We start from the raw sequence: 21,384 nt of genomic DNA on the forward strand, positions 1-21,384 counted from the left end.
AGCAGATTTATTTTAACAGCTTTTAACAATTGTCGATTAAACTATTGAGTATAAAGAATATCAAAAGAATATAAGTTGAACAATTAAAGTATCGTTCCTATGAAAAAGTTATTAAGCATGGCAGTATTTATGGCTGGATTAACAGGTCTTACTTACGCACAAAGTACAAATACAGAAGTTGAAAATAAAGATCCAAAAACGAAAGAAGTTCGTCAAGAACGCAACGGTCGTATGCATATGAAGCGCCACGGCGATATGATGAATAAAACGCCAGAGCAAATTGCGCAGGCGAAAACGGATCGCTTAGATAAGGAGTTGAAATTCTCTGATAAGCAAAAGAAAGATGTTTATGCTTACCATTTATCGCAAGCACAAGAGTGGAAAGCGAAAGCTGAAGCTCGCAAAGCAGAGCGTCAGGCTCGTATGAATGAAATGAAAGCCGATCGTCAAGCATTTGAAAATCTATTGACACCGGAGCAAAAAGAAATTTATAAAAATAAGTTGGCCGAAAGAAAGCAACGTTTTGACAAGGCGCCGCGTAAAGAACAGCGTAAAGGTGGAAAAGGCAACTTTAAACCTGTTGAAACTACTGATCAGTCAACAGATAAAGTATAGTTCATAATTAAAACAGTAAGTTTTAAAGGTTATATATTAGTTAGTGGTTATATGTTTAATTGATGAAGGTCCCGCAGTGATGCGGGGCCTTTCATATTTATTTAATTTTTAATTGCTCGAATGTGATACGCGACTTCCTTTTTCATGATCTTTTATAATCGTTATTGAGCTCGGAATTCGTTCTTTCAATTCCTCGACATGTGAAATGATGCCCACTACGCGGTTCTCCTGATGTAAATACTGTAAAGTATCAAATACCGTATTGATGCTGTCGGCATCTTGCGTGCCGAAACCTTCATCGATAAAGAAGAAGTTGCGATCCGCTTTATTCAGCGATTGAATATTCTCCGCTAGTGCCAATGCCAGGCATAAGGAAGCTTGGAAAGACTGACCACCAGAAAGTGTCTTTACCGAACGACGATGCCCGTCATTAAGGTAGTCTACGACTTCAAATTCATTATTTTCATTCACCGTCAAACTCAATTGATTTCTCGTCAAACGATGGAAACGATGGTTTGCCATTTCGCACATTTGACGCAAGTGAATGCTGGAAATATAATTCACGAAGCCATTTCCTTTAAAGAGATTCTCCAGCGTTTTTAAGTTGCTTCCTCTGTTTGACAATTTGTCAAACTCTTCAAGCAATTTTTCTTTTTTGCCAAATTCAACCGTAATAAAGGAAAGTTCCTTTTCTAGAGCACCTGTTAAAGCCAATTGCAATTCTAATTCCTCTTTCTTCAGCGCAAAGAGATCAGCAGTTGTCTCCAGTTCTTCTTCGGTAAATGCTTTGTTCGACAAAAACTCGTTCAACGAAGCAATTTGCGATTCTAAGACCTCCAAACGAATATAAAACTGCTGTATTTCTTGTCTGTACTGCTCGACAGGAATCGACCGCCGAATAATCTGCTGTACTTCGGTGATGTCGTTAAATTGGAATTCCTTCAACAGTTTTGCCAATTGTTCTTGACGCGCTTTAATCTGTTGATTATAGATGCTCAACTGTTCTTTCGAGCTATTATACTGCCCCACAATCTCCGCCAGTTTTGTTTTAAACGTGTTGATTTTTTGCGTCAGTTGAAGATATGTGCTCTCGATATTAATAATCCGGTTATCCAGATTGAGCTTGTCGTGCTTGATTTCATCAATAGCAGTATCCTTGAAATCTTCCCATTGTATTTGCTGCAATAAGCCTTTGCTATGAATGCTCAATCCCTGTACTACAGCGATCTCGTTACGGAAACTATCCAATCCTTTTTCAAATTTGCTGATATTTGACTGTGTTTCCTGTAACTCTTCACGCTTTTGTTTAATCTGAAGCTCAAGATTGGCAGATTGTTCCTCATTAACCTTCAGCTTCTGCTTTTGTGCTTCAAATGCACTGCTATCTTCCGTTGAGTAACCCGTCCATCCAAACGTTGATATGTGCGAGTCTAGCGCGCCCTGCAACAGCTCAAGTGAAGCCAACAATTGCTTTTCAGAACTTCTTTTACCAATTAATGCGACATTGCATTTCGTCAATCTATCTTTTACCTGCAAGAACTCACGTTTGCTCTGCTCTAGCTCATTCTTAACGCGTTCATTTGCTTCTAATTCGTCATGAACATGAGCGGAATGCATGGGCTGTGGATGATCTAAAGCGCCACAGAGCGGGCAGGGCTGACCATGTTGTAAATCACTCGCAAACCCGGCCAGACGAGCCTGTACCTTTAACTGAGTTTCTTGATCACGCTGCTTCAGCATTTGTTGTTCGATCAAATTAAGCTCATTATTTAGCATTTGCTCCCAATTGCTTTCGAGATATCCTGCGGAACTGATGATTGAAAGCTCGTCAGCAATTTCAACTTGAGTCGCCTGAAGCTGCTCTAGCATTTGCTTTTCCTGTTGCTGCAAGCTTTCCTTACGCTGATACCATTTTTCCATATCGATAAGCTGCGTCGTATCAATCTTCTCAGCCTTCAATACTTCCAACTGTTTCTCTAGCTCAGCGAGCTTATTGGTAATAATGTCTTCGGTCGCCTTCGCTTTGATAACAAGAGGCTCGCCCTTTGCTATGCGATGCTGCAGCTCCTGTTCTTTCTTATCGTTCTCCTTTATCTGTAAAAGATGTTTGTAGTCCTCTGCTTTTGCTCTAAGCGTATTAATGCCTAGGTAATCCTTCTGTATATCCTGAATTTCCTTCTCTAATACATCGATTTCATACGATTGACGCTCTTTGCTTGCTTGAAAGTTTTCAATCTTATGGATAAGGGATTCCCGATCAACATTGAGCGACTGTATTTGATTTAATGGCTCCCGAAAAGCATTGGAAGTCTTCTCGTAACGATTAAGTTCCTGCTCTTGTTGTTTAACCTTCTCTTTCTTACTCGATAACTCCTGATACTGATTAGTCTTCGATTGTAGCTCGTTCTGTTTGTCCTTATATTCTTGTAGCGACTGAACCTTCTGCAACAATTCTTGATATCCCTGTTTGGTGATTTCCAGGCTTTCTTTTGCTTCCTCGACTTCTTTCTTTTTTAAGGCCAATGCTTCTGCAGAAATGCTCTCGAAGCCAGACAGCGCACCGCGCATATTCTCAAGCTTACGATTATTTTGCGCCTGCAGCATACCCACTTTCGGACCCAAATCAAACTTGTTCAGGTAAAAGATCTCTTTCATCATTTCTGAACGGTCTTTACCTTTAAGCTCTAAGAATTCTTTGAATTGCCCTTGCGGAATAATAATGGTTCTCCGGAAATTAGCATAGGAGAGGTTGGTCACCTTCGCGCCGTCAGCAGATTCCAAGGGCGTCCAGTTATTATCCTTCCACTCATAGGCGGTTCTTTCAATAGTCGTCGTGTCTTCAAAATTCTTACGACGCTTCCATTGTGCAACGAAACGATACTTCTTGTTTTCAAAATTGAGAAACTCAAATACAATCAGTGTTTGATTGGACTTCAGGTTCATCATATTATAAGCCCGCTTATCGGTTTTGTTCAGCCTTTCAGTGTCGCCAAACAAAGCGAAGCTTATCGCCTCCAAAATGGAAGACTTTCCAGACCCTACGGTTCCGAATATGCCAAAAAGGCCCGATTCGGTCAGTTGAGTAAAATCTATTTCTTGCTTTTCTTGATAGGAGTATAACCCTTCAATACTGAGATATAGTGGCAGCATACTTAATCTTCTTTTTCTAAGGTGTTTGTACTGACTTCGTCAAATAAATCCAAAAGCTCGGAATTTGGTTCTTGCCCATATTTTGACTTGAAATAATCTTTGAACAGATCTTTGATATCCTGATCGAGATTAATGCTTTGACTGCAAGTTGCAGTGTCCGCCTGCTTGGATACAACAGGGATAATATGGATGATGCCATCGTGGCTCTCATGTATCAGCTTTAAATCAATCGCAGAAATATAGGTTTCGCTTTCCAAGGTCAGTTCAACCAATGCATTTTGGTTATCATGCAACCAAACAATTGCTTCATCAATATCATCGAATCGCTTACGGAATAAGGGCTTTCCTTTTTCCAACGCTACGTTTCGATATTGCGCATTTCCTTTCGGCTCGATATCAACAATAACCACTTGTTTTTGCTGACCTGCTTCGGAAAAGGAATAGCAAAGGGGACTGCTCGGATAAATTACCGGAGCTGTGTCTTGCCCGATTTCATGGAATCGATGTAAGTGTCCTAATGCTGTGTATTGGATTTGCTTAGGGATAGCATCTGAGTATACCAGATCAGCATATCCTAGACGCAGCGGTTTTTCGCCCTCTGGTTCTTCGAGAATCTCACCTCCGCGTTTTAGCATATATAGATGACTTGTCAATATATTAACGCCATAGTCGTCGCAATAGCGCATAGCGAGATCTGTCCAGCTTTGTTTTAAAGATTCGTGCAACTGCGCGGCCTTGTCTTCGAAACCCAAGAACTGCTTCAGCCTAATCTCATTGGCGAAGGCGGTGCTTAAAATACGTATTGGATAATAATATTTTGGCAGCTTTATCTCAACGAATCCTTTGTCAGAACGGATGATCTCAAACCCATTTTCTACAGACAGCGGACGAGTTTCCTGGTTTGGATAACCAAAGAATAAAATACCGCATTCCCGGGCTAAAGGATCCGGCGAATCGATGCGATCCGGCGAATCATGATTGCCCGCGATCGCAATAACAGGACGCTTGCCGTTCTTGGATAACTGCTTTAAAGTTTTGTATAATAATTCTGTTGCTTCTACAGGCGGGTTGAAGGTGTCGAAAAGATCACCTGCCACGATAACTAAATCAACTCCTTCCTTGTCGGCTATCGCGCAAATCTCCGCTAATACCTCGCGTTGCTCTTCCAATCGCGAATAGAAATCCAGTCGTTTGCCTAAATGCCAATCTGCAGTGTGTAATATGCGCATCTAAAAGTATTTTGTAAAGGTGATGGCTAAAATTAACGAATTTTTAGGATGCAGATGGTTAATAAATGTGAAAGTATAGGAGGGGAGGTAGCGAGGAAAGCCTATTTGGAGTCGGAATGGCCTAAGAACTTTTCAGGGTTTACCTTATTGCGAACCAATTGTTTAAGTTCTTTAATTTCGGGGAATCTGCCTTCGCGCTTTCGGTCAAAGATTAGCTCATCATCGACGTAAATTGTGTAACGGCCGCTTATTTCGCTTGGTTGAAGCGTGATGCCATAAACATCATCTGTAAATGTGGTTAGCAGCTCTTGAGCCATATAAGCAGCTCGGAGCATCCAACCACATTTAGGGCAATATTCTATGCGAATTGTTGGTTTCAATACGTTTTATTTTCCTTGAATAACGGTATATGCTTCGGTTTTACCATTATGGCAGGTATTACAAGAGATGTTAGGAATAACGCCATCGTATTCATGTTTAAACCACTTCTTGTTGATTTTGTTGGTCATTTTGATCATCTCCCTTGCAATATGTTTCTCTTGCTTCGCATCGGATGCAAAATCTAAACCCTTTTCGCCATTCGCTTTCGGAGCATGACAATGATTACATTTTACACCAAGTGCCATATTGAAGGATTTCATCGTTTTGTCTAATTCTTCGTGGGAAATATTCTTCGGAAGCACCTTCAAATTGGTAGGGCGTGGTTCTTCTTGCTGATAGTTAAAAGCACTTAATGCAGCAATCAACCCGAGAAGGGTGCATAGGGTGATAATTTTGTTCTTCATGATATGTCGTTTTAGTACATCTAATATAGCAATAAAAACGAGAATTGTAATAGAAATGTCATGTAAATTATAATTTACTGAAAATCAGTTTCTAACAAACGTTATGTTTTGAAGATAGGAGATAAAGTTTTACTTTCGAGGCTGTTTTTTATCGATTTCATTTTGAAGCTGATAGAATTTCATCTACCGAGAAACAACTATGGAAAATAAAAACATCGTAAAATCAATCTTGTTAGCCACTACATTTGTGTTTTGTCTATGTTACTCGTCCTTTGCTCAGTTAAAGGCCTATAACGAGAAATCCGGATACTCCTACTGGGTTAGGATGCCTAAAGAGGTAGCTAAGAAAGAAAAAGTTCCAGTTATTATTTTCTTACACGGACGTAGTTTATCTGGTCACGATTTATCCCGAGTTAAGCGTTATGGCGTATTGCGCGCCATCGAAAGAGGGAAGGACCTCGACGCGATTGTCGTTGCTCCACAAACGGCAAATGGCTGGGATCCGGATAAAGTAATGGAAGTATTAGATAAGGTAGAAAAGGATTACCCTGTTGATAAAGAGCGTATTTATGTTTGCGGAATGAGCATGGGCGGATATGGCACAATGGATGTTGCCGGCAAGTATCCCGACCGTATAGCAGCTGCTGTCGCAATCTGCGGCGGCGGAACATTAAGCTACGCATGCAACCTAACGCAGGTCCCACTCTGGATACAACACGGTAGTGCCGATCGCGCAGTCCCCGCATCAGAATCCAAAAAAATCTACAATGCAATCAAAAAATGTGATAAGGATGCTGACGCTACGCTAACCATCATCCCGGGTGGCACGCATGGAAGTGTAGAAAGCCTCTTCCATGGAGAAAAGATTTATGACTTCATGTTCAGACATTCCAAAGGTTCATAACCGACTAAACCCAATAAATACCCAATTCAAAGCCATATCAGAGCCACTCAGAAAGCGCTATGATATGGCTTTGAATAGTATTTAGTATGTAGTAGTTAGTATCTAGACCTAGGGCGGGTATAGAGATTATACATTAGCTAATAAGAGTATGGTTTCTAGTTTTGAAGAAATGAAATATGAAATGATGGGCAGGCATGAAGGGGTTTGTCTTGAACCAGGAAAGGAAGGATTTAAGGATTGACAGGATGCTTTGTCTTGAACTAGGAAAGAAAGGATTTAAGGATTGACAGGATGCTTTGTCTTTGAACCAGGAAAGGAAGGATTTAAGGATTGACAGGATGCTTTGTCTTGAACCAGAAAAGGAAGGATTTAAGGATTGACAGGATGCCTTGTCTTGAACCAGGAAAGGAAGGATGAAAGGATGATCAGGATGCTTTGCCTTGAACCAGGAAAAAAAGGATGAAAGGATGATTAGGATGCTTTGCCTTGAACCAGGAAAGGAAGGATTTAAGGATTGACAGGACGCTTTGTCTTGAACCAGAAAAGAAATGATGAAAAGATTGACAGGATACTGCTTATCTTTTAATCCTTCCTTTCCTGGTTCAAGACAAACGTCTAAAATCTAATGCCTAAAATTTACCGCCCTAGGTCTAAATACTAAGTACTAACTACTAAATACTGCAAAATATTAAAAAGAGAGCTGCCCATTTTGGGCAGCTCTCTTTTTAATATTTTGTTTACATGTTTATCAATGCTCCCGAAACAGCTGCAATAACAGCACCGATAATTAGTAGGATATAGAGTGCTAAAATCACGACTACGAAAATTCCGATGAACTTATAGTGCTTTTTAAGGAACTGAAAGGATGTTTCTAAGATTTGATTGTTTTTGAAGTTTATTGCTTCACCTAATCGGGTAGAAAATTGGTATAACCACCAAATCGGGAGGATGTAAATAAGCATAATGATTACTCCGGGAATAAACATTAGTCCGGTAACTCCAGCCATTCCTCTAGATGAACTAGTGCCGTCAATTGCTAAAGGTGCCGCACTGAGTGTTACACCAAGAAAAATATAAGCTAGAACAGACAAGCCAACTCCGACTAGTCCGAGTATACTTAAAAATCTCGCCCATTTGGCTACCTCCCGCAAGTATTCAATACTTAAAGGGGTTAATGCAAATGTTGGACTCGGGTTAGATTCAAAATGGCCGGAAGACTGTTCTGGGTTTTGTTCGAAATTTTCCATAATTAAGTTTTTGATAAGGATATGTATAAATGTTAGGGTTAAGTGTAAATATAATATTTTTCTTGATACATATTCTAATGTTGCCTCGAACTAATAGGCGGTATTTCTGGTAAAAAACCAATGAAAATGTTAAATAACGCATCGCAAATATTGTCTTGGCTTATTTTTTGTATTTTACTATCTAAATAAACTGGGAGAATTATGATTAAAGTTTGTATTATGGCATTTGTACTATTCGTGACGAAGAGTGCTTATGCTCAGAAACTAGATTTGAATGTTGTTAGAGCGGATTTTAATAAGGGAGTAAAGGATGAGGAACTTTGTAAACGGCATTTGGAAACTTTAGAGTCAGAAGCGAATACCCCGGTGGAGCGCGGATATGCGGCGGCTTTTCATATGTTTATGGCGAAGCATACTTCCAATCCATTCAAGAAGATGAATTACTTTAAATCGGGTAAGAACAAATTGGAGAAGGAGATAAAGTCCAGTCCAAATAATGTAGAGCTTCGGTTTATCCGATTATGTATACAATATTACATTCCGAAGTATTTGGGCTATCACGATCAAGTGGAGTCCGACAAAGATTATGTGATGAATAATCTTTATAAAATGAACGACAAAGCAACAAAAGATAAAATTTACAAATATTTAAAGGGGGCAAATATGTATAATGCCTCGGAACTTGCGTTATTAGCTAGATAGATTAATATTTTATATGAAGAAGACAGTAGTTTTATTTTTTATGGCAATCGGCTTTTTGACACAGGCCGCCAATGCACAGATTAAACAACAAATCAACGCGATCAGCACCTTAGAAGTGACGGATAGAATATGGGTAACAGTGGTTCCCAGTGACCGTAATGAGTTGGAAATAACGGGAGAATTGGCTGATAAAGTGGAGGCTGTATTTTCAAACAACGAACTTCGATTAAAGATGAAAGCCGGGTATTACTTAAAAGGAAACCAGGCATCAGTCATCATTCACACGCCTACGGTTTCCAAAATAATTGCTAGAAAAGGGGCGGAGGTTAATTTCGAGGAAGAAGTATTAAAGAATGCGCGATTGGATATTTTTGCAAACGAAGGAGCAAAGATTCGTGCAAAGATTGAAGCGCAGCAGGTAGAAGTAGAGTCGAATACAGGATCGGTAATTGATTTATTGGGAACTACGGATGAATTGACCGTGAATAATACGGCAGGTGGATCTTTCTTCGGCAAAGATTTGAAAGCACAGCGCGCCCTGGTGCGTACGAACGCCGGCGGCAAAATTGAAGTATTTGCTAGCCAGGCAGCTGATGTGCAAACGCGAGCAGGCGGGGTGATTGATGTATATGGCGATCCTCAGCAACGCACGCATAAGCGTATTGCAGGTGGCAAGATTAATTTCATTAAAGGGAATCAAACCTTGTAAAAAGGTTTTTCTATGATATAAAAGCGACGGGATCTCTCGTCGCTTTTTTTGTAATTGTCTTTCCTAAAGTCAGCATACAGCGCTTTAATCCCACTTCTTCTTTCTGGAAAGCGTTAAATTTCCCTACTTCTAGCTGCGTGTTTATTAGCTACTTGAATGTATCAGTTAGCTGTTATTCTGTTTTATCTGATTATGATGAAATTGTTAAATTTCCTCCTGTAAAATCAATATTGAAATTGTAACTTTGCGGCATGTCAGAAAAAATAATCATTCTCGATTTTGGATCGCAATATACCCAGCTAATCGCGCGTCGCGTAAGGGAACTAAATGTTTATTGTGAAATCCATCCATACAACAATCTACCTGCTTTTGATGACTCAGTAAAGGGTGTGATCTTCTCTGGTAGTCCATATTCGGTACGTCAAGAGGAAGCTCCTCAAATTGATTTCAAGGCTATCCAAGACAAATTCCCACTTTTAGGAGTATGTTATGGGGCGCAATATATCGCGCAAAAGTCAGGCGGCGAAGTATTGCCATCGACTATCCGTGAGTATGGCCGTGCGAACTTGCAGTTTGTAGATCATGAGAATGAATTATTAAAAGGTATCCCTGTGCAGTCTCAAGTATGGATGTCGCACGGTGATACGATCAAAGAAGTGCCTGCAAACTTCAAGATTATCTCTAGTACCGACAAAGTTCGCGTTGCTGCCTACCAAGTAGAAGGAACAAGAACATACGGTATTCAATTCCACCCAGAGGTGACTCACAGTACTGATGGCCAGGTTTTATTAAAAAACTTTGTTATCGATATCTGTGGTTGCCAACAAGATTGGACTCCTGATGCTTTCGTGGATACGACAGTTGCCGAGTTGAAAGAGCAGTTAGCCGATGATCATGTGATCATGGCATTGTCAGGCGGTGTTGACTCAACGGTTGCTGCTGTATTATTGCACCATGCGATCGGCGATAGACTTCACTGTTTCTTCGTAGACCACGGCTTATTGCGTAAGGATGAATACGAGCAGGTATTGGAGTCTTACAAGCATATGGGTTTGAATATTAAAGGTGTAAATGCGAAAGATTTATTCTACTCGCGTTTAGCCGGTGTTTCAGAACCTGAACAAAAAAGAAAGATCATTGGTGCTTCTTTCATCGATGTATTCGATGAAGCATCAAAGCAAATACAAAGCGAACTTCCTGCAGGTGTAGAAGCGAAATGGTTAGGACAAGGAACTATTTATCCAGATATTATTGAATCGATTTCGGTAAAGGGTCCTTCGGCTACCATTAAATCTCACCATAATGTCGGAGGTTTACCTGATTACATGAAACTCAAAGTGATAGAGCCGCTTAAGACTTTATTTAAAGACGAAGTACGCCGCGTAGGGAAGACTTTAGATGTAGATCCTGCTATCTTGGGTAGACATCCATTCCCGGGCCCTGGCTTAGCAATTCGTATTTTAGGGGATATCACGGAAGAAAAGGTACGGATTTTGCAAGAAGCAGATGACATATACGTCCGTAACTTGAAAGAGTCCGGATGGTATGATAAGGTTTGGCAAGCAGGAACGATTTTCTTGCCTGTACAATCGGTCGGTGTAATGGGTGATGAGCGTACTTATGAACACGTGGTTGCTCTACGTGCGGTAGGTTCCTTAGACGGGATGACGGCAGATTGGATTCACTTACCTTATGATCTACTTGCGAAAATTTCAAACGAAATTATTAATCATGTTAAAGGAATCAATAGAGTCGTGTATGATATCAGTTCAAAACCACCAGCAACCATTGAGTGGGAATAAACTAAAACAAAACATTTTAAGAAATACAGCATTCGCGGCAGCACTAGGGATAGTGCTGTCCGTGAGTTCTTGTACCCCAAAAGTCGGTGTGCTTCGCTCACCGGATGTTTATGGGGGTGCAGTTGGCAGCGAGAAGGGAAAAGAAGAAAAGAAAGAAGAGACGAAAACTGCCGAAGAAAAGAAGGCTGCTAAATCTAGCAATAGCATAGCTTTATTGTTGCCTTTCCAACTGGATCGCGTCGCGGTCAATTCGATGAGTGAAGAAGACGTAAAACGCTCGGCTTTAGCGTTGGACTTCTATCAAGGATTTCAGTTGGGGATGAATGAGGCTGCAAAGAAAAGCGGTGACTATGCGTTGAAGGTGATGGATACGCAGGATAGCGAGATGCGTAATGTTTCGCTAGCGGCTTCTAAAGATGTTCAGGACGCGATGCTTATCGTGGGGCCGGTATACCCGAAGGAGATACGCTCATTCGGAAAGAGCCATACCAATAAGAAAGTGCTACAGGTAAACCCCTTAGCTGCAGCAATGCCTACGGAATTCAATCAATCGAATCTTGTTTCCATAACGCCTCCAATACGTATTCATATGCGTGCGGTTGCCAATGAGGTTGCATCGAGGTATAGCACTGGTGATGTCGTGTTGGTATTTGACGCGCGCGATAATGACCATAGACAGTTTATCGCTGGAATCGACGAGGAAATGAAGAAGGTGAATCCTGCCATCGTAGTGAAGCATGTGACAACGGTATCTCAACTGACGGCTGCAATGCCTGATTTGGAGACTGCTTTTGTAATTACAGGAACAACCGAGAAGAATCAATTACGTTCTTTGCTATCTGGCTTAGACGCGAAAGTAAGAGAAGGGTTTTCGATTAAGTTGTTCGGACACCCACTTTGGGATCGCTTCGACTTCGGACCTTATTCTAATTTTTACAGAATGGATCCAACGATTACGGGCGAAAGTCACTTAAAAGTGTGGAGCTCGGAAGTTCAAAACTTCCAACGTAATTACAAAAACCAGTTTAAAGTAGATCCTTCAGACTTTGCCTATAAGGGTTACGACGCTGGAAAATACTTCACCAGCTTGTTGAACAAGTATGGTGCTGATTATGCAGATAAATTACAAAACGAAGGATTTAACGGTATTTTTAGCAACTATAAATTTAAATATAATCCGCAATGGGGTTATGTAAATGAAGGCGTGCAGCTAAAGACATACCGTAACGGTTCTTTCCAATAAATAGATCTTGGAATACAATAGTAAAAGAGTTCATCAACAAGTTCGTAATTTCGAACGCACATTAGATGGGTATCATTTCCAAGAACCTTTCTCACGATATTTAACACAGTTTTATAAAAATAATAAGCAGATGGGTTCATCCGATAGAAGGATGAACTCCAGATACTGTTATAATGTATTCCGTTTGGGACGCGCTTTTGAAGAGCTAGCTTTAACGGAACGCTTAGCTGTAGCTGAGTTCCTTTGTGAAGGCGAAAGTGCTGTAGTACATGAATTTAAACCTGAGTGGATCAATAAAAACTTTACTAATCTAGGGGATAAGATTGACTTTATTAAGTCGCTGTATGGCGACTTCTTAGACAAAGTATTTCCATTAGCAGATCATTTATCTCCCGGCATCGTTAAAGAAGAGTTTATCAGTTCTCACTTTGTGCAACCTGATCTTTTCATCCGCCTGAAGCGTGGCAGCGAAGCTACTGTAAAACTGGAGCTGGAGCAACAAGGAATCGCTTTTGTTGAGGCTGGTCCGCAGACTCTGGCTTTGAGCAACGGTATTAATTTGCAAGCGCTCAAGAAAATACAAGGTTTATTTGAGGTGCAGGATTATTCATCGCAACAGAGCTTGAATGCCATTCAAACTAAAGCCAATGAAACCTGGTGGGACGCATGTGCGGCCTCCGGCGGTAAATCCTTGTTATTGTTGGATAAGTTTCCACATATCAACCTTCTGGTTTCGGATGTTCGCTCGAGTATTCTCAGAAACCTAGATGAACGATTCGATATCGCCGGAATTAAGAAGCCTTATCGCAAAAAGATATTAGACTTATATAATCCGGTCGATCATATCATGGCCAATGAGCGATTCGACGGGCTTATTATTGATGCGCCTTGTTCGGGTTCAGGTACCTGGGGTAGAACACCGGAAATGCTTTCAAAATTCTGTATGGAAGAGCTCGAAAAGTTTGCAAACTTGCAGAAACGCATTGTGAAGCATGCTGTGCCATATTTAAAGTCGGGAAAGAGCTTGATTTATATCACCTGTTCGGTGTATAAAGAGGAGAATGAGGAGGTCGTTTCTTATATAGAAAATGAACTTAACCTTAAACTGGAAAGCATGACGTCCATATTAGGATATGATCGTAAGGCCGATTCCATGTTTACGGCTAAGTTCATTAAACCTTAATCGCAATTCAAAGGAATCACTAATACCGGACAAGTTGCTTTGCGGATAATTGCTTCTGATACCGATCCGGATAGAAAATGATCGAAGCCAGTCCGTCCATTTGTACCGACGATAATTAAATCTGCGGTCCATTCCTTAGCTACTTGTAAAACTTCGTCACGAACATCTCCGATACGATTAAATGTAAAAGTTTCCGATGCAGCAGTGAATTCTGTTGCCAGGCTGTCTAGAAAGTTTTGTGCAGATTGCTGCTGAATTTCAGATACCTCCGGAACAATGATCGGTTGCTGACCTAATAAAGGATCAACGCCATAACTTGTTGGGGATGTAGGAGGGACTACCGTTACTAAAGCCAATGATGGTTTTAGGTCGGCTACTATTCCTTTTGCATAATTGACGGCGCGCTCCGAACAGGGGCTCTCATCAACTGCTAATAATATTCTGTTAAATTTTGTTGCGCTCATAATCTTAAGTGTTTGTATACCTAATATATTAAAAACCTTGTAGGCTATAAATAGTTTTAGTCATTTTTTCTGAGGAAGTCTGTTTTTTAACAATAAGTTAGAACACAAACCTTTACGCTATGTTCTTTTAAACAAGGTTTCATGGTTCAACTTGGACAAAAAATGTTAAGTCGGGAATAGCCAGTGGCGTAATTACACGCTGAACCTTTGGAGTAGGAAAGGCTAAGGAAATAAAAAAGGGGGTAAATTACCCCCTTTCCCTTGATTCGTATTTCTTATACATTAAAACGGAAGTGCATAATATCACCGTCTTCAACGATATATGTTTTTCCTTCGACAGAAAGCTTTCCAGCTTCCTTCACCGCCGCTTCTGAACCGTATTTAATAAAGTCTTCGTATTTGATAACTTCGGCACGGATAAATCCTTTTTCGAAGTCTGTATGGATGACACCTGCTGCTTGTGGTGCCGTATAGCCTTTCTCAATTGTCCAAGCGCGAACTTCTTGTACTCCTGCCGTAAAATAAGTAGCAAGATCCAGAAGTGAGTATGCCGCACGAATTAATTTGTTTACACCAGACTCTTCTAAACCTAGATCGTCTAGAAACATCTTGCGTTCTTCGTAATCCTCGAGTTGTGCAATCTCGGATTCAATTTGCGCGGAGATGACTAATACCTCAGCATTCTCATCCTTAACTGCTTCTTTTACACGCTCAACATATGCATTACCGGTGTTTACTGAAGCTTCATCTACGTTACATACATAAAGAACAGGTTTTACAGTTAACAAGGTAAGGTCGGCTATGAATTCAGCATCTTCTTCTGAAATAGGCGCTGTTCTTGCCGATTTACCAGCTTCCAAATGCTCTTTTACAACAGAAAGAATTTCGAAGGTTTTCTTAGCGTCTTTGTCACCGCCGGTCTTCGCCATCTTCTCTACCTTTTGAATACGTTTTACAACGGTATCCAAGTCCTTCAATTGAAGCTCAGTATCAATAATTTCTTTGTCGCGAATAGGGTCAACAGAGCCATCGACGTGTACGACATTGCCATCATCAAAACATCTTAGTACGTGGATAATCGCATTCGTTGTACGAATATTACCAAGGAATTGGTTACCCAAGCCTTCACCTTTCGATGCGCCTTTGACAAGACCGGCAATATCTACGATTTCTATGTTATTTGGAACGATACGTTGTGGATTTACTAACTCAGCTAATTTATTCAAACGTTCGTCTGGAACAGTGATTACACCTACGTTAGGCTCGATAGTACAGAAAGGAAAGTTTGCTGCCTGCGCCTTTGCATTCGATAAACAGTTAAAAAGGGTTGATTTGCCTACGTTCGGAAGGCCAACGATACCACATTGTAATGCCATATTGATTTTCTTAAAAATTCACGCAAAGATAATAAAAGGAGAGCATATTCGGGAGTATCGTTCAGGATAAATTAGATCTGCTCAAAATGCTCGTAATTTTAAATTAGCGTGACTTTAATATGAACTTTAAATTACTTAAAATGAATAGAGTAGCTTGATATTTACAAATTTTAACATTTTTCAATTAATCTTTCGGCATGGTTTTGATGTCATACCAGCAAAATTACATTAAAAAACGAACCCTAAATAAGGAGGTTAATATGAAAAAGTTATTCTACGTTGTTGTCTTTCTAAGTGCTTTTGCTTTCGCAAAGCCAGCTAACGCTCAAGTAAATGTTAGTATTAATATTGGTTCTCAACCTCTTTGGGGTCCGGGAGGATATGATTACGCAAGGTATTATTACATGCCGGAAATGGACGTTTATTATAATGTTTCCAGCCGCCATTACACTTACTATGATGGCGGACGCTGGGTATCGCATCGCAGTTTACCAAGTCGTTATGGACGTTATGACTTGCATAGAACCTATAAAGTAGTCTTAAACGATTCTAACCCGTGGAGAAATCACCGTCGCCATCGCAGCAATTACCATGGCTATTCAAGAAACTATAGTCAAGTGTCGATCCGCGACTACGGTAGAGGACATAAGCACCACGGCAAGAGCTACAAGAAAGCGCACAAAGAATACCGTAAGGCAGAAAAAAGACATGCAAAATACCACAAACAAAGAGAGTCTAGAAGAGATAGAGATTATAGAAACGTAAGAGGTATGTGGTAGAAAAAATATAAAGAAAAAAGGGAGCTTAACAGAAAGCTCCCTTTTTTGTAACCCTTTATAAATAGTTAATTATTCGTTACTTTTGTAAAAATTTTAATTGCGCATCGCGAAGCCATGTTGAAAAAGAAATTGCTCATTACCTTTTCCATCTCCCTATTTCTTGGAGCTCTTTACTCATGTAATCAAATTGTAGGATCGACTACAACGGCGAACGCCGGGGAACATCCTGACCAAAAAACAGAAATGGAGGAAGCTGGTCAGCAGGACACGCTATACTTAATGGATAAACTGGATTCATTGAACCGCAATTTAATCTTGTTCCCGCCGGTGGATTCTTTAAATAAGATAGATCCCAAGCAGGCAAAGCGTAATCTTCGTGATTCTATTTATCGCGAACTTAACAAGAAGGATAAGCATATTTATCTTACGTTTGACGACGGCCCGTTGATCGGCTCTCGAGCGATTGATTCAATCGCGACAGCCAAACATACCAAGCTAAGCGCTTTCTTGGTGGCAAAGCATGCGAATATGAGCAAACGTTTGAAAAATGACTTCGAGCGCTATTCAAAAAACCCTTTGGTTGAATGCTATAACCACAGTTATACCCATGCTAATAATAGATTCCATGCCTTCTATAGCAATCCTGAACTCGCAGTTGCCGATTTCGAGCGTTGTGAGGAAGCATTAGGATTGACACATAAGATTGTTCGTATGCCAGGCCGTAATATCTGGTTATTCGACGATGTTCGTCGTGTAGACCTAACGAGTGGCAGCCAAACTGCTGATTTGCTCGGAGCAAACGGCTACCGCATTTATGGCTGGGACGTAGAATGGAAAATACATGGATTGTCAGGAAACCCTGTGCAATCGGTAAATGAGATCTACACACGTATCCGAACAATGTTGGGCAATAAGTCGACTTTAAAACCGAATAATATTGTCTTGTTGATGCACGATGATATGTTTCAGAACAAAAAGGGACAAGCTTTGCTCAGTGGTCTGATAGACAGTTTGAAAAAACATAAAGACTATCATTTCGAATTTATTTCCACTTACCCGCATAAGTACTAAACTTCAAATTTCTTGAGAATATTGGTAACTTGACTAAACTTTTCAATGAAAAAGAAGTTTAGTCCATATGACCATATCTCAGTTATTTAAGAAAATTACACCTTTTACCAAACCCTATAAAAATCTAATTTTTTATACGCTGGTTTTAACGGTTATCGGATCATTTGCCGCACAGGTAAATGCGTTCATACTAAAGTACACCGTTGACTCCATATCTGAACTGCTCGTAAATAAAACACCGTTGCGGATGGGATTACATTTGCTCGGCATTATCTCGGCAGTATTATTAGGTAAAGAAATTATCTACTCCATCGTTCAGTTCGGTCAGAAATTCTACGGAGAAAAACTACGGATCATGATCGCACGCGATTTCTCGCAGGCAATTGTCGATAAGATACTGACCTATAAGATGGCGTTCTACACCTCGAGCATCAATGAGTCCGGAAAGCTGCAGACTCGTATCGACGCCGGTATCAGCTCCCTGACGCGTTTAGTGCAGAACTTCTTTATCGATATCCTCCCGCTATTTGCCAATGCTATTATCGCTTTGGTCTGTATGTTTATTGCCAATTTCTATGTTGGTTTGGTTGGGTTGATCATCATCCCGATTTATTTCTACGTATCGCAAATGCAGGCTCAAAGACTATCGGGATTTCGTAGGAACATGCGTAAGTATAGAGAAAACAAGAATAACCAGATTATCAATTTAATCGATTCCATAACCGTCATCAAGTCATTCGTTCGGGAGGACCTGGAGGCCGCTCGACATAAAGATATTCAATATGAGATGACGGAGAATCAGATGGCGACGCGCAAGACCAGCTTCATCTTTGACAGCATCAAAAGTTTCATAGAACAGATCGGCGTTGTAATCGTGATTATCCTGACGGCCTATTTCGTATTGAACGAGCAAATGTCGATTGGGGCGATTATGTTCCATATCATGTTGTTCAACAATGTTTCGGCACCCATACGCCAATTACACCGCATTTACGATGAGGTCAATGATGCGTTGATCTATTCCGAGAGCTTCTTTGAGATCCTAGAAGACGAAGGGCAGAAGGAGCCAAGCGGAAACTACAAACCAAACGCTATCAAGGGCTTGATTGAAATTAAGAACATCAATTTCACTTATCCTAACGGTCATCAGGCGATTACGGATGTAAGTATGACCATCTGCCCAAATCAAAATACCGCCTTAGTCGGATTATCCGGTGCAGGTAAAAGTACGATCATCAACTTGTTGGATAAGTTTTACGAACCGGATAGCGGGCAAATCTTATTGGATGGCGTAGACTTAAGAGAATATGATACTGACTTTCTCCGCGAGAATGTAGGATTGGTATTGCAGCGGAACCACATTTTTAAAGGTAGCATCGCCGATAATATCCGTTACGGAAAGACTGAGGCAAGCTTGGAAGATGTGATCGAAGCGGCGAAGAAAGCTTATATACATGAGCAAATTATGGAGCTCGCGAATGGATATGAATCGGAAGCGCATCTGTTGTCCGGTGGTCAGCAACAACGTATTGCTATTGCCCGTATGTTTTTGAAGAATCCGCCAATTATCTTCTTAGACGAGCCAACTGCTAATTTGGATGCCATTGCTACCGAACAGATTAAAAACAGCTTAGACGCCATAAAAGTGGGCCGCACGGTCATCATCGTATCCCATAGTATTTCACAGATTATCGACTCGGAACATATCATCGTGATGGAGAAAGGCAGGGTCGTGGAAGATGGAACACATGAGGAGCTCTTCGACAAACACGGTACCTACCACAAGATTTTCAGCGCTATGGCGAATAGCTTGAACATCCACAAAATAACAGAATCATTGAAAGAAGATTGATAAAACCAATTTCAGGCAAGTTTTTTGTGTTAAATTTACCGATTAAGAAATTTAGCACAAGAAAGAATATATGTTTTACCCGCTTCTTAGATCCTTTGTGAAATTCGGATTAAATTGGTATGTAACAGATTGGCAGCTGAAGAATATGGCAATTGCTAGCCTTCAACATCCAACAATCGTTGTTTCCAATCATCCAAATTCCTTTTTCGACGCGTTAGTCTTAGCAGTAAACAGCCCTAAGGAAACGCGTTTTTTGGTGCGTGGAGATATCTTTAAGAAGGAGTGGGCAAACTGGACCTTGCGAACATTATTTATGATTCCCATCTACAAGAAATCGGACGATCCTGATTTTGAGGTGATGAATGCTTTTACCTATGATGAATGTGCTAAATGGTTAAAATCTGCCGAGAATATCGTCATCTTTCCCGAAGGTGTTTCTCGCAACTCGCATTTGTTGCGCCCCTTTATGCCTACTGGTTTTACCTCACTGATCAAGCGTGCGATAAGCATGGATATCCCTGTTCAGATCCAACCTTTTGTCGTTGGTTATAGCTCTTTTGATTATATTCCCAAGTCTGTATCCTTGGAAGCGATGAGACCTATCGACAGTACCGACTACATCAACGATGGAGAGGTAGATACCACACGTATTCTGCAGCTCATGCGCGAGGAGATGGAAAGTTCTATGCCATCAGGTCCTGTAGAACCGAGCATCGATTACCTGAAGTCGAAAGAATGGATGAAGTTTCCGGCAAAGGCCGGATACTATACGCATAACTGGTTATATAAATTGGTCAAGCAACAGATTGAAAAGAAAACATCCGGAACTATTTTCTACGACTCCTTGATGTTCGGCGTGCTGCTCTTCGGCTATCCAATCTTAGTGTTCCTCTTAAGCCTAATTATCGGAAATATCATCGGCTTTTGGACGGGTCTGCTGTTTTTTGTGTTGATGCCCTTCCTTTCCTACTGCTGGGTACAATATCAACCGGTTAAGATTAATGGAGAGAAGGAAAGTTTTAAGGTGAATAGGCTTAATTAGAGATTAGACGTTAGATATAAGATGTTCGACATTAGAACTGCAGAAATGCAGTTTTTTGTTTTGAACCAAGAAAGGAAGGATGCGAGGATATACAGGATCTGACGTCATAGGTCTAACTACTAAGTACTAACTACTAAATACTATTTCTTGAAACATTCCCTTTTACTTTGCTCCAAAGTTTCTTTCCGTATTTGATAATTAAATAGAAAAATACGACAACGAGAATAATCGCTAGAATCGGTAGAAAGACTGCCAGAATACTCATTATCGTCGATCCGACAGTTTCCACAGTTGATATTACAGGGTTTCCTATCCCTCCGGTCGTTCCGCTGGACGCAGCTCGGGTTCCTGCCAAGGCGGAGCTGATTGTTGCCGCTGTTCCACCGCCAGCAATTAATGCTAAAGACCATTGCGTCCAGTCGTTTACCTCCGTAAATTGCGAAGCAAACAATATCGAACCCGCAACGGTTGCCAGAGGTACCGATATGGTATCCAGAAGATTGTCGACAAAAGGAATATAATAAGCAAGAATTTCTATCAAAGTCGCTGTCCCGGCACCAATTACCGCGGGCAAGGTTCCAATCCATGCGAAGCTATCATTCGCCGGAATCCATCCCATATAGGTTCCTAAGCTCAAAAAGAAAATTGGGAGAAAAACACGAAATCCCGTTGCAGCCGCTAGGCCAACGCCAACAAATAAGGAGAGCAAATATTCCATGTTAGATTTTAGATAATAGACATAAGATTTTAGACATTTCTATTTCGCAAAAAAGGAACGTCTAATATTTCTACAGCAAAAATAAGTCCAACAGATAATAGTAGTTAGTATTTAGTAGTTAGTATTAAGACCTATGGCGTCAGATCCTGTCAATCCTTAAATCTTCCTTTCAGATTAGATGTTAGCCAGTAGATTTTAGACATTAGACCCGATCCTGTCAATTCTTACATCCTTCCTTTCAGATTAGATGCTAGACAGCAGATTTGAGACATTAGATCCGATCCTGTCAATCCTTACATCCTTCCTTTCAGATTAGATGTTAGACAGCAGATTTGAGACATTAGACCCGATCCTGTCAATCCTTAAATCCTTCCTTTCAGATTAGATGTTAGACAGCAGATTTAAGACATTAGACCCGATCCTGTCAATCCTTAAATCCTTTCTTTCCTGGTTCAAGACAAATTTTACAAGGTTACAACGACAATTCAACAAACCTTCATCCACTCAAAGCCC

General features: G+C 40.6%; 19 protein-coding genes. 11 read left to right on the forward strand and 8 right to left on the reverse strand.

Annotated features, from left to right (window positions below; genetic code table 11):
• Positions 1-99: 99 nt before the first annotated feature.
• Complete coding sequence (locus QYC40_RS05950; protein WP_301992960.1) at positions 100-615, forward strand: hypothetical protein; 516 nt, start codon at positions 100-102, stop codon at positions 613-615.
• A 108-nt stretch (positions 616-723) separates the two neighbouring features.
• Here QYC40_RS05950 and QYC40_RS05955 read toward each other — a convergent pair whose 3' ends face one another.
• The 4 genes from QYC40_RS05955 to QYC40_RS05970 form a co-directional block, all read right to left on the reverse strand.
• Complete coding sequence (locus tag QYC40_RS05955; protein WP_301992963.1) at positions 724-3,765, reverse strand: SMC family ATPase; 3,042 nt, start codon at positions 3,763-3,765, stop codon at positions 724-726.
• A gap of 2 nt (positions 3,766-3,767) precedes the next feature.
• A complete protein-coding gene (locus tag QYC40_RS05960) occupies positions 3,768-4,994 on the reverse strand; it encodes an exonuclease subunit SbcD (protein ID WP_301992965.1) in 1,227 nt (408 codons plus the stop codon).
• Between the two features lie 101 nt (positions 4,995-5,095).
• Entirely contained in the window at positions 5,096-5,374 is a 279-nt protein-coding gene (locus tag QYC40_RS05965) for a SelT/SelW/SelH family protein (protein WP_301992967.1), read from the reverse strand.
• Positions 5,375-5,380: 6 nt separating this feature from the next.
• A complete protein-coding gene (locus QYC40_RS05970; protein ID WP_301992968.1) occupies positions 5,381-5,779 on the reverse strand; it encodes a c-type cytochrome in 399 nt (132 codons plus the stop codon).
• Between the two features lie 199 nt (positions 5,780-5,978).
• Here QYC40_RS05970 and QYC40_RS05975 point away from each other — a divergent pair, with 199 nt between their 5' ends.
• Positions 5,979-6,683 carry a prolyl oligopeptidase family serine peptidase gene (locus QYC40_RS05975; RefSeq protein WP_301992969.1) on the forward strand — a complete coding sequence of 235 codons (705 nt, stop codon included), beginning with the start codon at positions 5,979-5,981 and terminating at the stop codon, positions 6,681-6,683.
• Between the two features lie 737 nt (positions 6,684-7,420).
• On the opposite strand, the gene QYC40_RS05980 is transcribed toward QYC40_RS05975, so the two are convergent.
• Positions 7,421-7,930, reverse strand: coding sequence for a DUF5362 family protein (locus QYC40_RS05980; RefSeq protein WP_301992971.1), 510 nt, complete (start codon positions 7,928-7,930; stop codon positions 7,421-7,423).
• Between the two features lie 219 nt (positions 7,931-8,149).
• On the opposite strand from QYC40_RS05980, the gene QYC40_RS05985 reads away from it, so the two are divergent.
• From QYC40_RS05985 to QYC40_RS06005, 5 genes are all read left to right on the forward strand, one after another.
• Positions 8,150-8,632 carry a hypothetical protein gene (locus QYC40_RS05985; protein WP_301992972.1) on the forward strand — a complete coding sequence of 161 codons (483 nt, stop codon included), beginning with the start codon at positions 8,150-8,152 and terminating at the stop codon, positions 8,630-8,632.
• A gap of 13 nt (positions 8,633-8,645) precedes the next feature.
• Complete coding sequence (locus QYC40_RS05990) at positions 8,646-9,341, forward strand: head GIN domain-containing protein (RefSeq protein ID WP_301992973.1); 696 nt, start codon at positions 8,646-8,648, stop codon at positions 9,339-9,341.
• A 251-nt stretch (positions 9,342-9,592) separates the two neighbouring features.
• Entirely contained in the window at positions 9,593-11,143 is a 1,551-nt protein-coding gene (guaA, locus tag QYC40_RS05995; RefSeq protein WP_301992974.1) for a glutamine-hydrolyzing GMP synthase, read from the forward strand.
• Positions 11,100-12,386, forward strand: a complete 1,287-nt coding sequence (locus QYC40_RS06000; protein WP_301992975.1) for an ABC transporter substrate-binding protein — start codon at positions 11,100-11,102, stop codon at positions 12,384-12,386. Before guaA ends, QYC40_RS06000 begins: the two co-directional genes overlap by 44 nt.
• Positions 12,387-12,393: 7 nt before the next feature.
• Positions 12,394-13,569: an RsmB/NOP family class I SAM-dependent RNA methyltransferase gene (locus tag QYC40_RS06005; RefSeq protein WP_301992976.1), complete on the forward strand. Its 1,176-nt coding sequence runs from the start codon at positions 12,394-12,396 to the stop codon at positions 13,567-13,569.
• On the opposite strand, the gene QYC40_RS06010 is transcribed toward QYC40_RS06005, so the two are convergent.
• A complete protein-coding gene (locus QYC40_RS06010) occupies positions 13,566-14,033 on the reverse strand; it encodes a universal stress protein (protein ID WP_301992977.1) in 468 nt (155 codons plus the stop codon). The two genes, QYC40_RS06005 and QYC40_RS06010, sit on opposite strands and share 4 nt — an antisense overlap.
• Positions 14,034-14,308: 275 nt before the next feature.
• The gene (gene ychF, locus QYC40_RS06015; RefSeq protein ID WP_149526187.1) at positions 14,309-15,409 is read right to left on the reverse strand and encodes a redox-regulated ATPase YchF; all 1,101 of its coding nucleotides are present in this window, start codon (positions 15,407-15,409) and stop codon (positions 14,309-14,311) included.
• 260 nt (positions 15,410-15,669) lie between these two features.
• Here ychF and QYC40_RS06020 point away from each other — a divergent pair, with 260 nt between their 5' ends.
• The 4 genes from QYC40_RS06020 to QYC40_RS06035 all read left to right on the forward strand — a co-directional run bounded on the left by QYC40_RS06020 (position 15,670) and on the right by QYC40_RS06035 (position 20,153).
• Positions 15,670-16,188 (forward strand): hypothetical protein, encoded by a 519-nt coding sequence (locus QYC40_RS06020; RefSeq protein ID WP_301992980.1) that lies wholly within the window; start codon positions 15,670-15,672, stop codon positions 16,186-16,188.
• 114 nt (positions 16,189-16,302) lie between these two features.
• Positions 16,303-17,259 carry a polysaccharide deacetylase family protein gene (locus tag QYC40_RS06025; RefSeq protein WP_301992981.1) on the forward strand — a complete coding sequence of 319 codons (957 nt, stop codon included), beginning with the start codon at positions 16,303-16,305 and terminating at the stop codon, positions 17,257-17,259.
• 67 nt (positions 17,260-17,326) lie between these two features.
• Positions 17,327-19,111, forward strand: coding sequence for an ABC transporter ATP-binding protein (locus QYC40_RS06030; protein WP_301992983.1), 1,785 nt, complete (start codon positions 17,327-17,329; stop codon positions 19,109-19,111).
• A 70-nt stretch (positions 19,112-19,181) separates the two neighbouring features.
• Complete coding sequence (locus tag QYC40_RS06035) at positions 19,182-20,153, forward strand: 1-acyl-sn-glycerol-3-phosphate acyltransferase (protein WP_301992984.1); 972 nt, start codon at positions 19,182-19,184, stop codon at positions 20,151-20,153.
• Between the two features lie 133 nt (positions 20,154-20,286).
• Here the strand turns inward: QYC40_RS06035 and QYC40_RS06040 are convergent, their stop codons facing one another.
• Complete coding sequence (locus QYC40_RS06040; protein ID WP_301992985.1) at positions 20,287-20,871, reverse strand: DUF4126 domain-containing protein; 585 nt, start codon at positions 20,869-20,871, stop codon at positions 20,287-20,289.
• Positions 20,872-21,384: the final 513 nt, after the last annotated feature.

The sequence above is a fragment of the Sphingobacterium sp. BN32 genome, from assembly GCF_030503615.1.
In the GTDB taxonomy this organism is placed as follows: domain Bacteria; phylum Bacteroidota; class Bacteroidia; order Sphingobacteriales; family Sphingobacteriaceae; genus Sphingobacterium.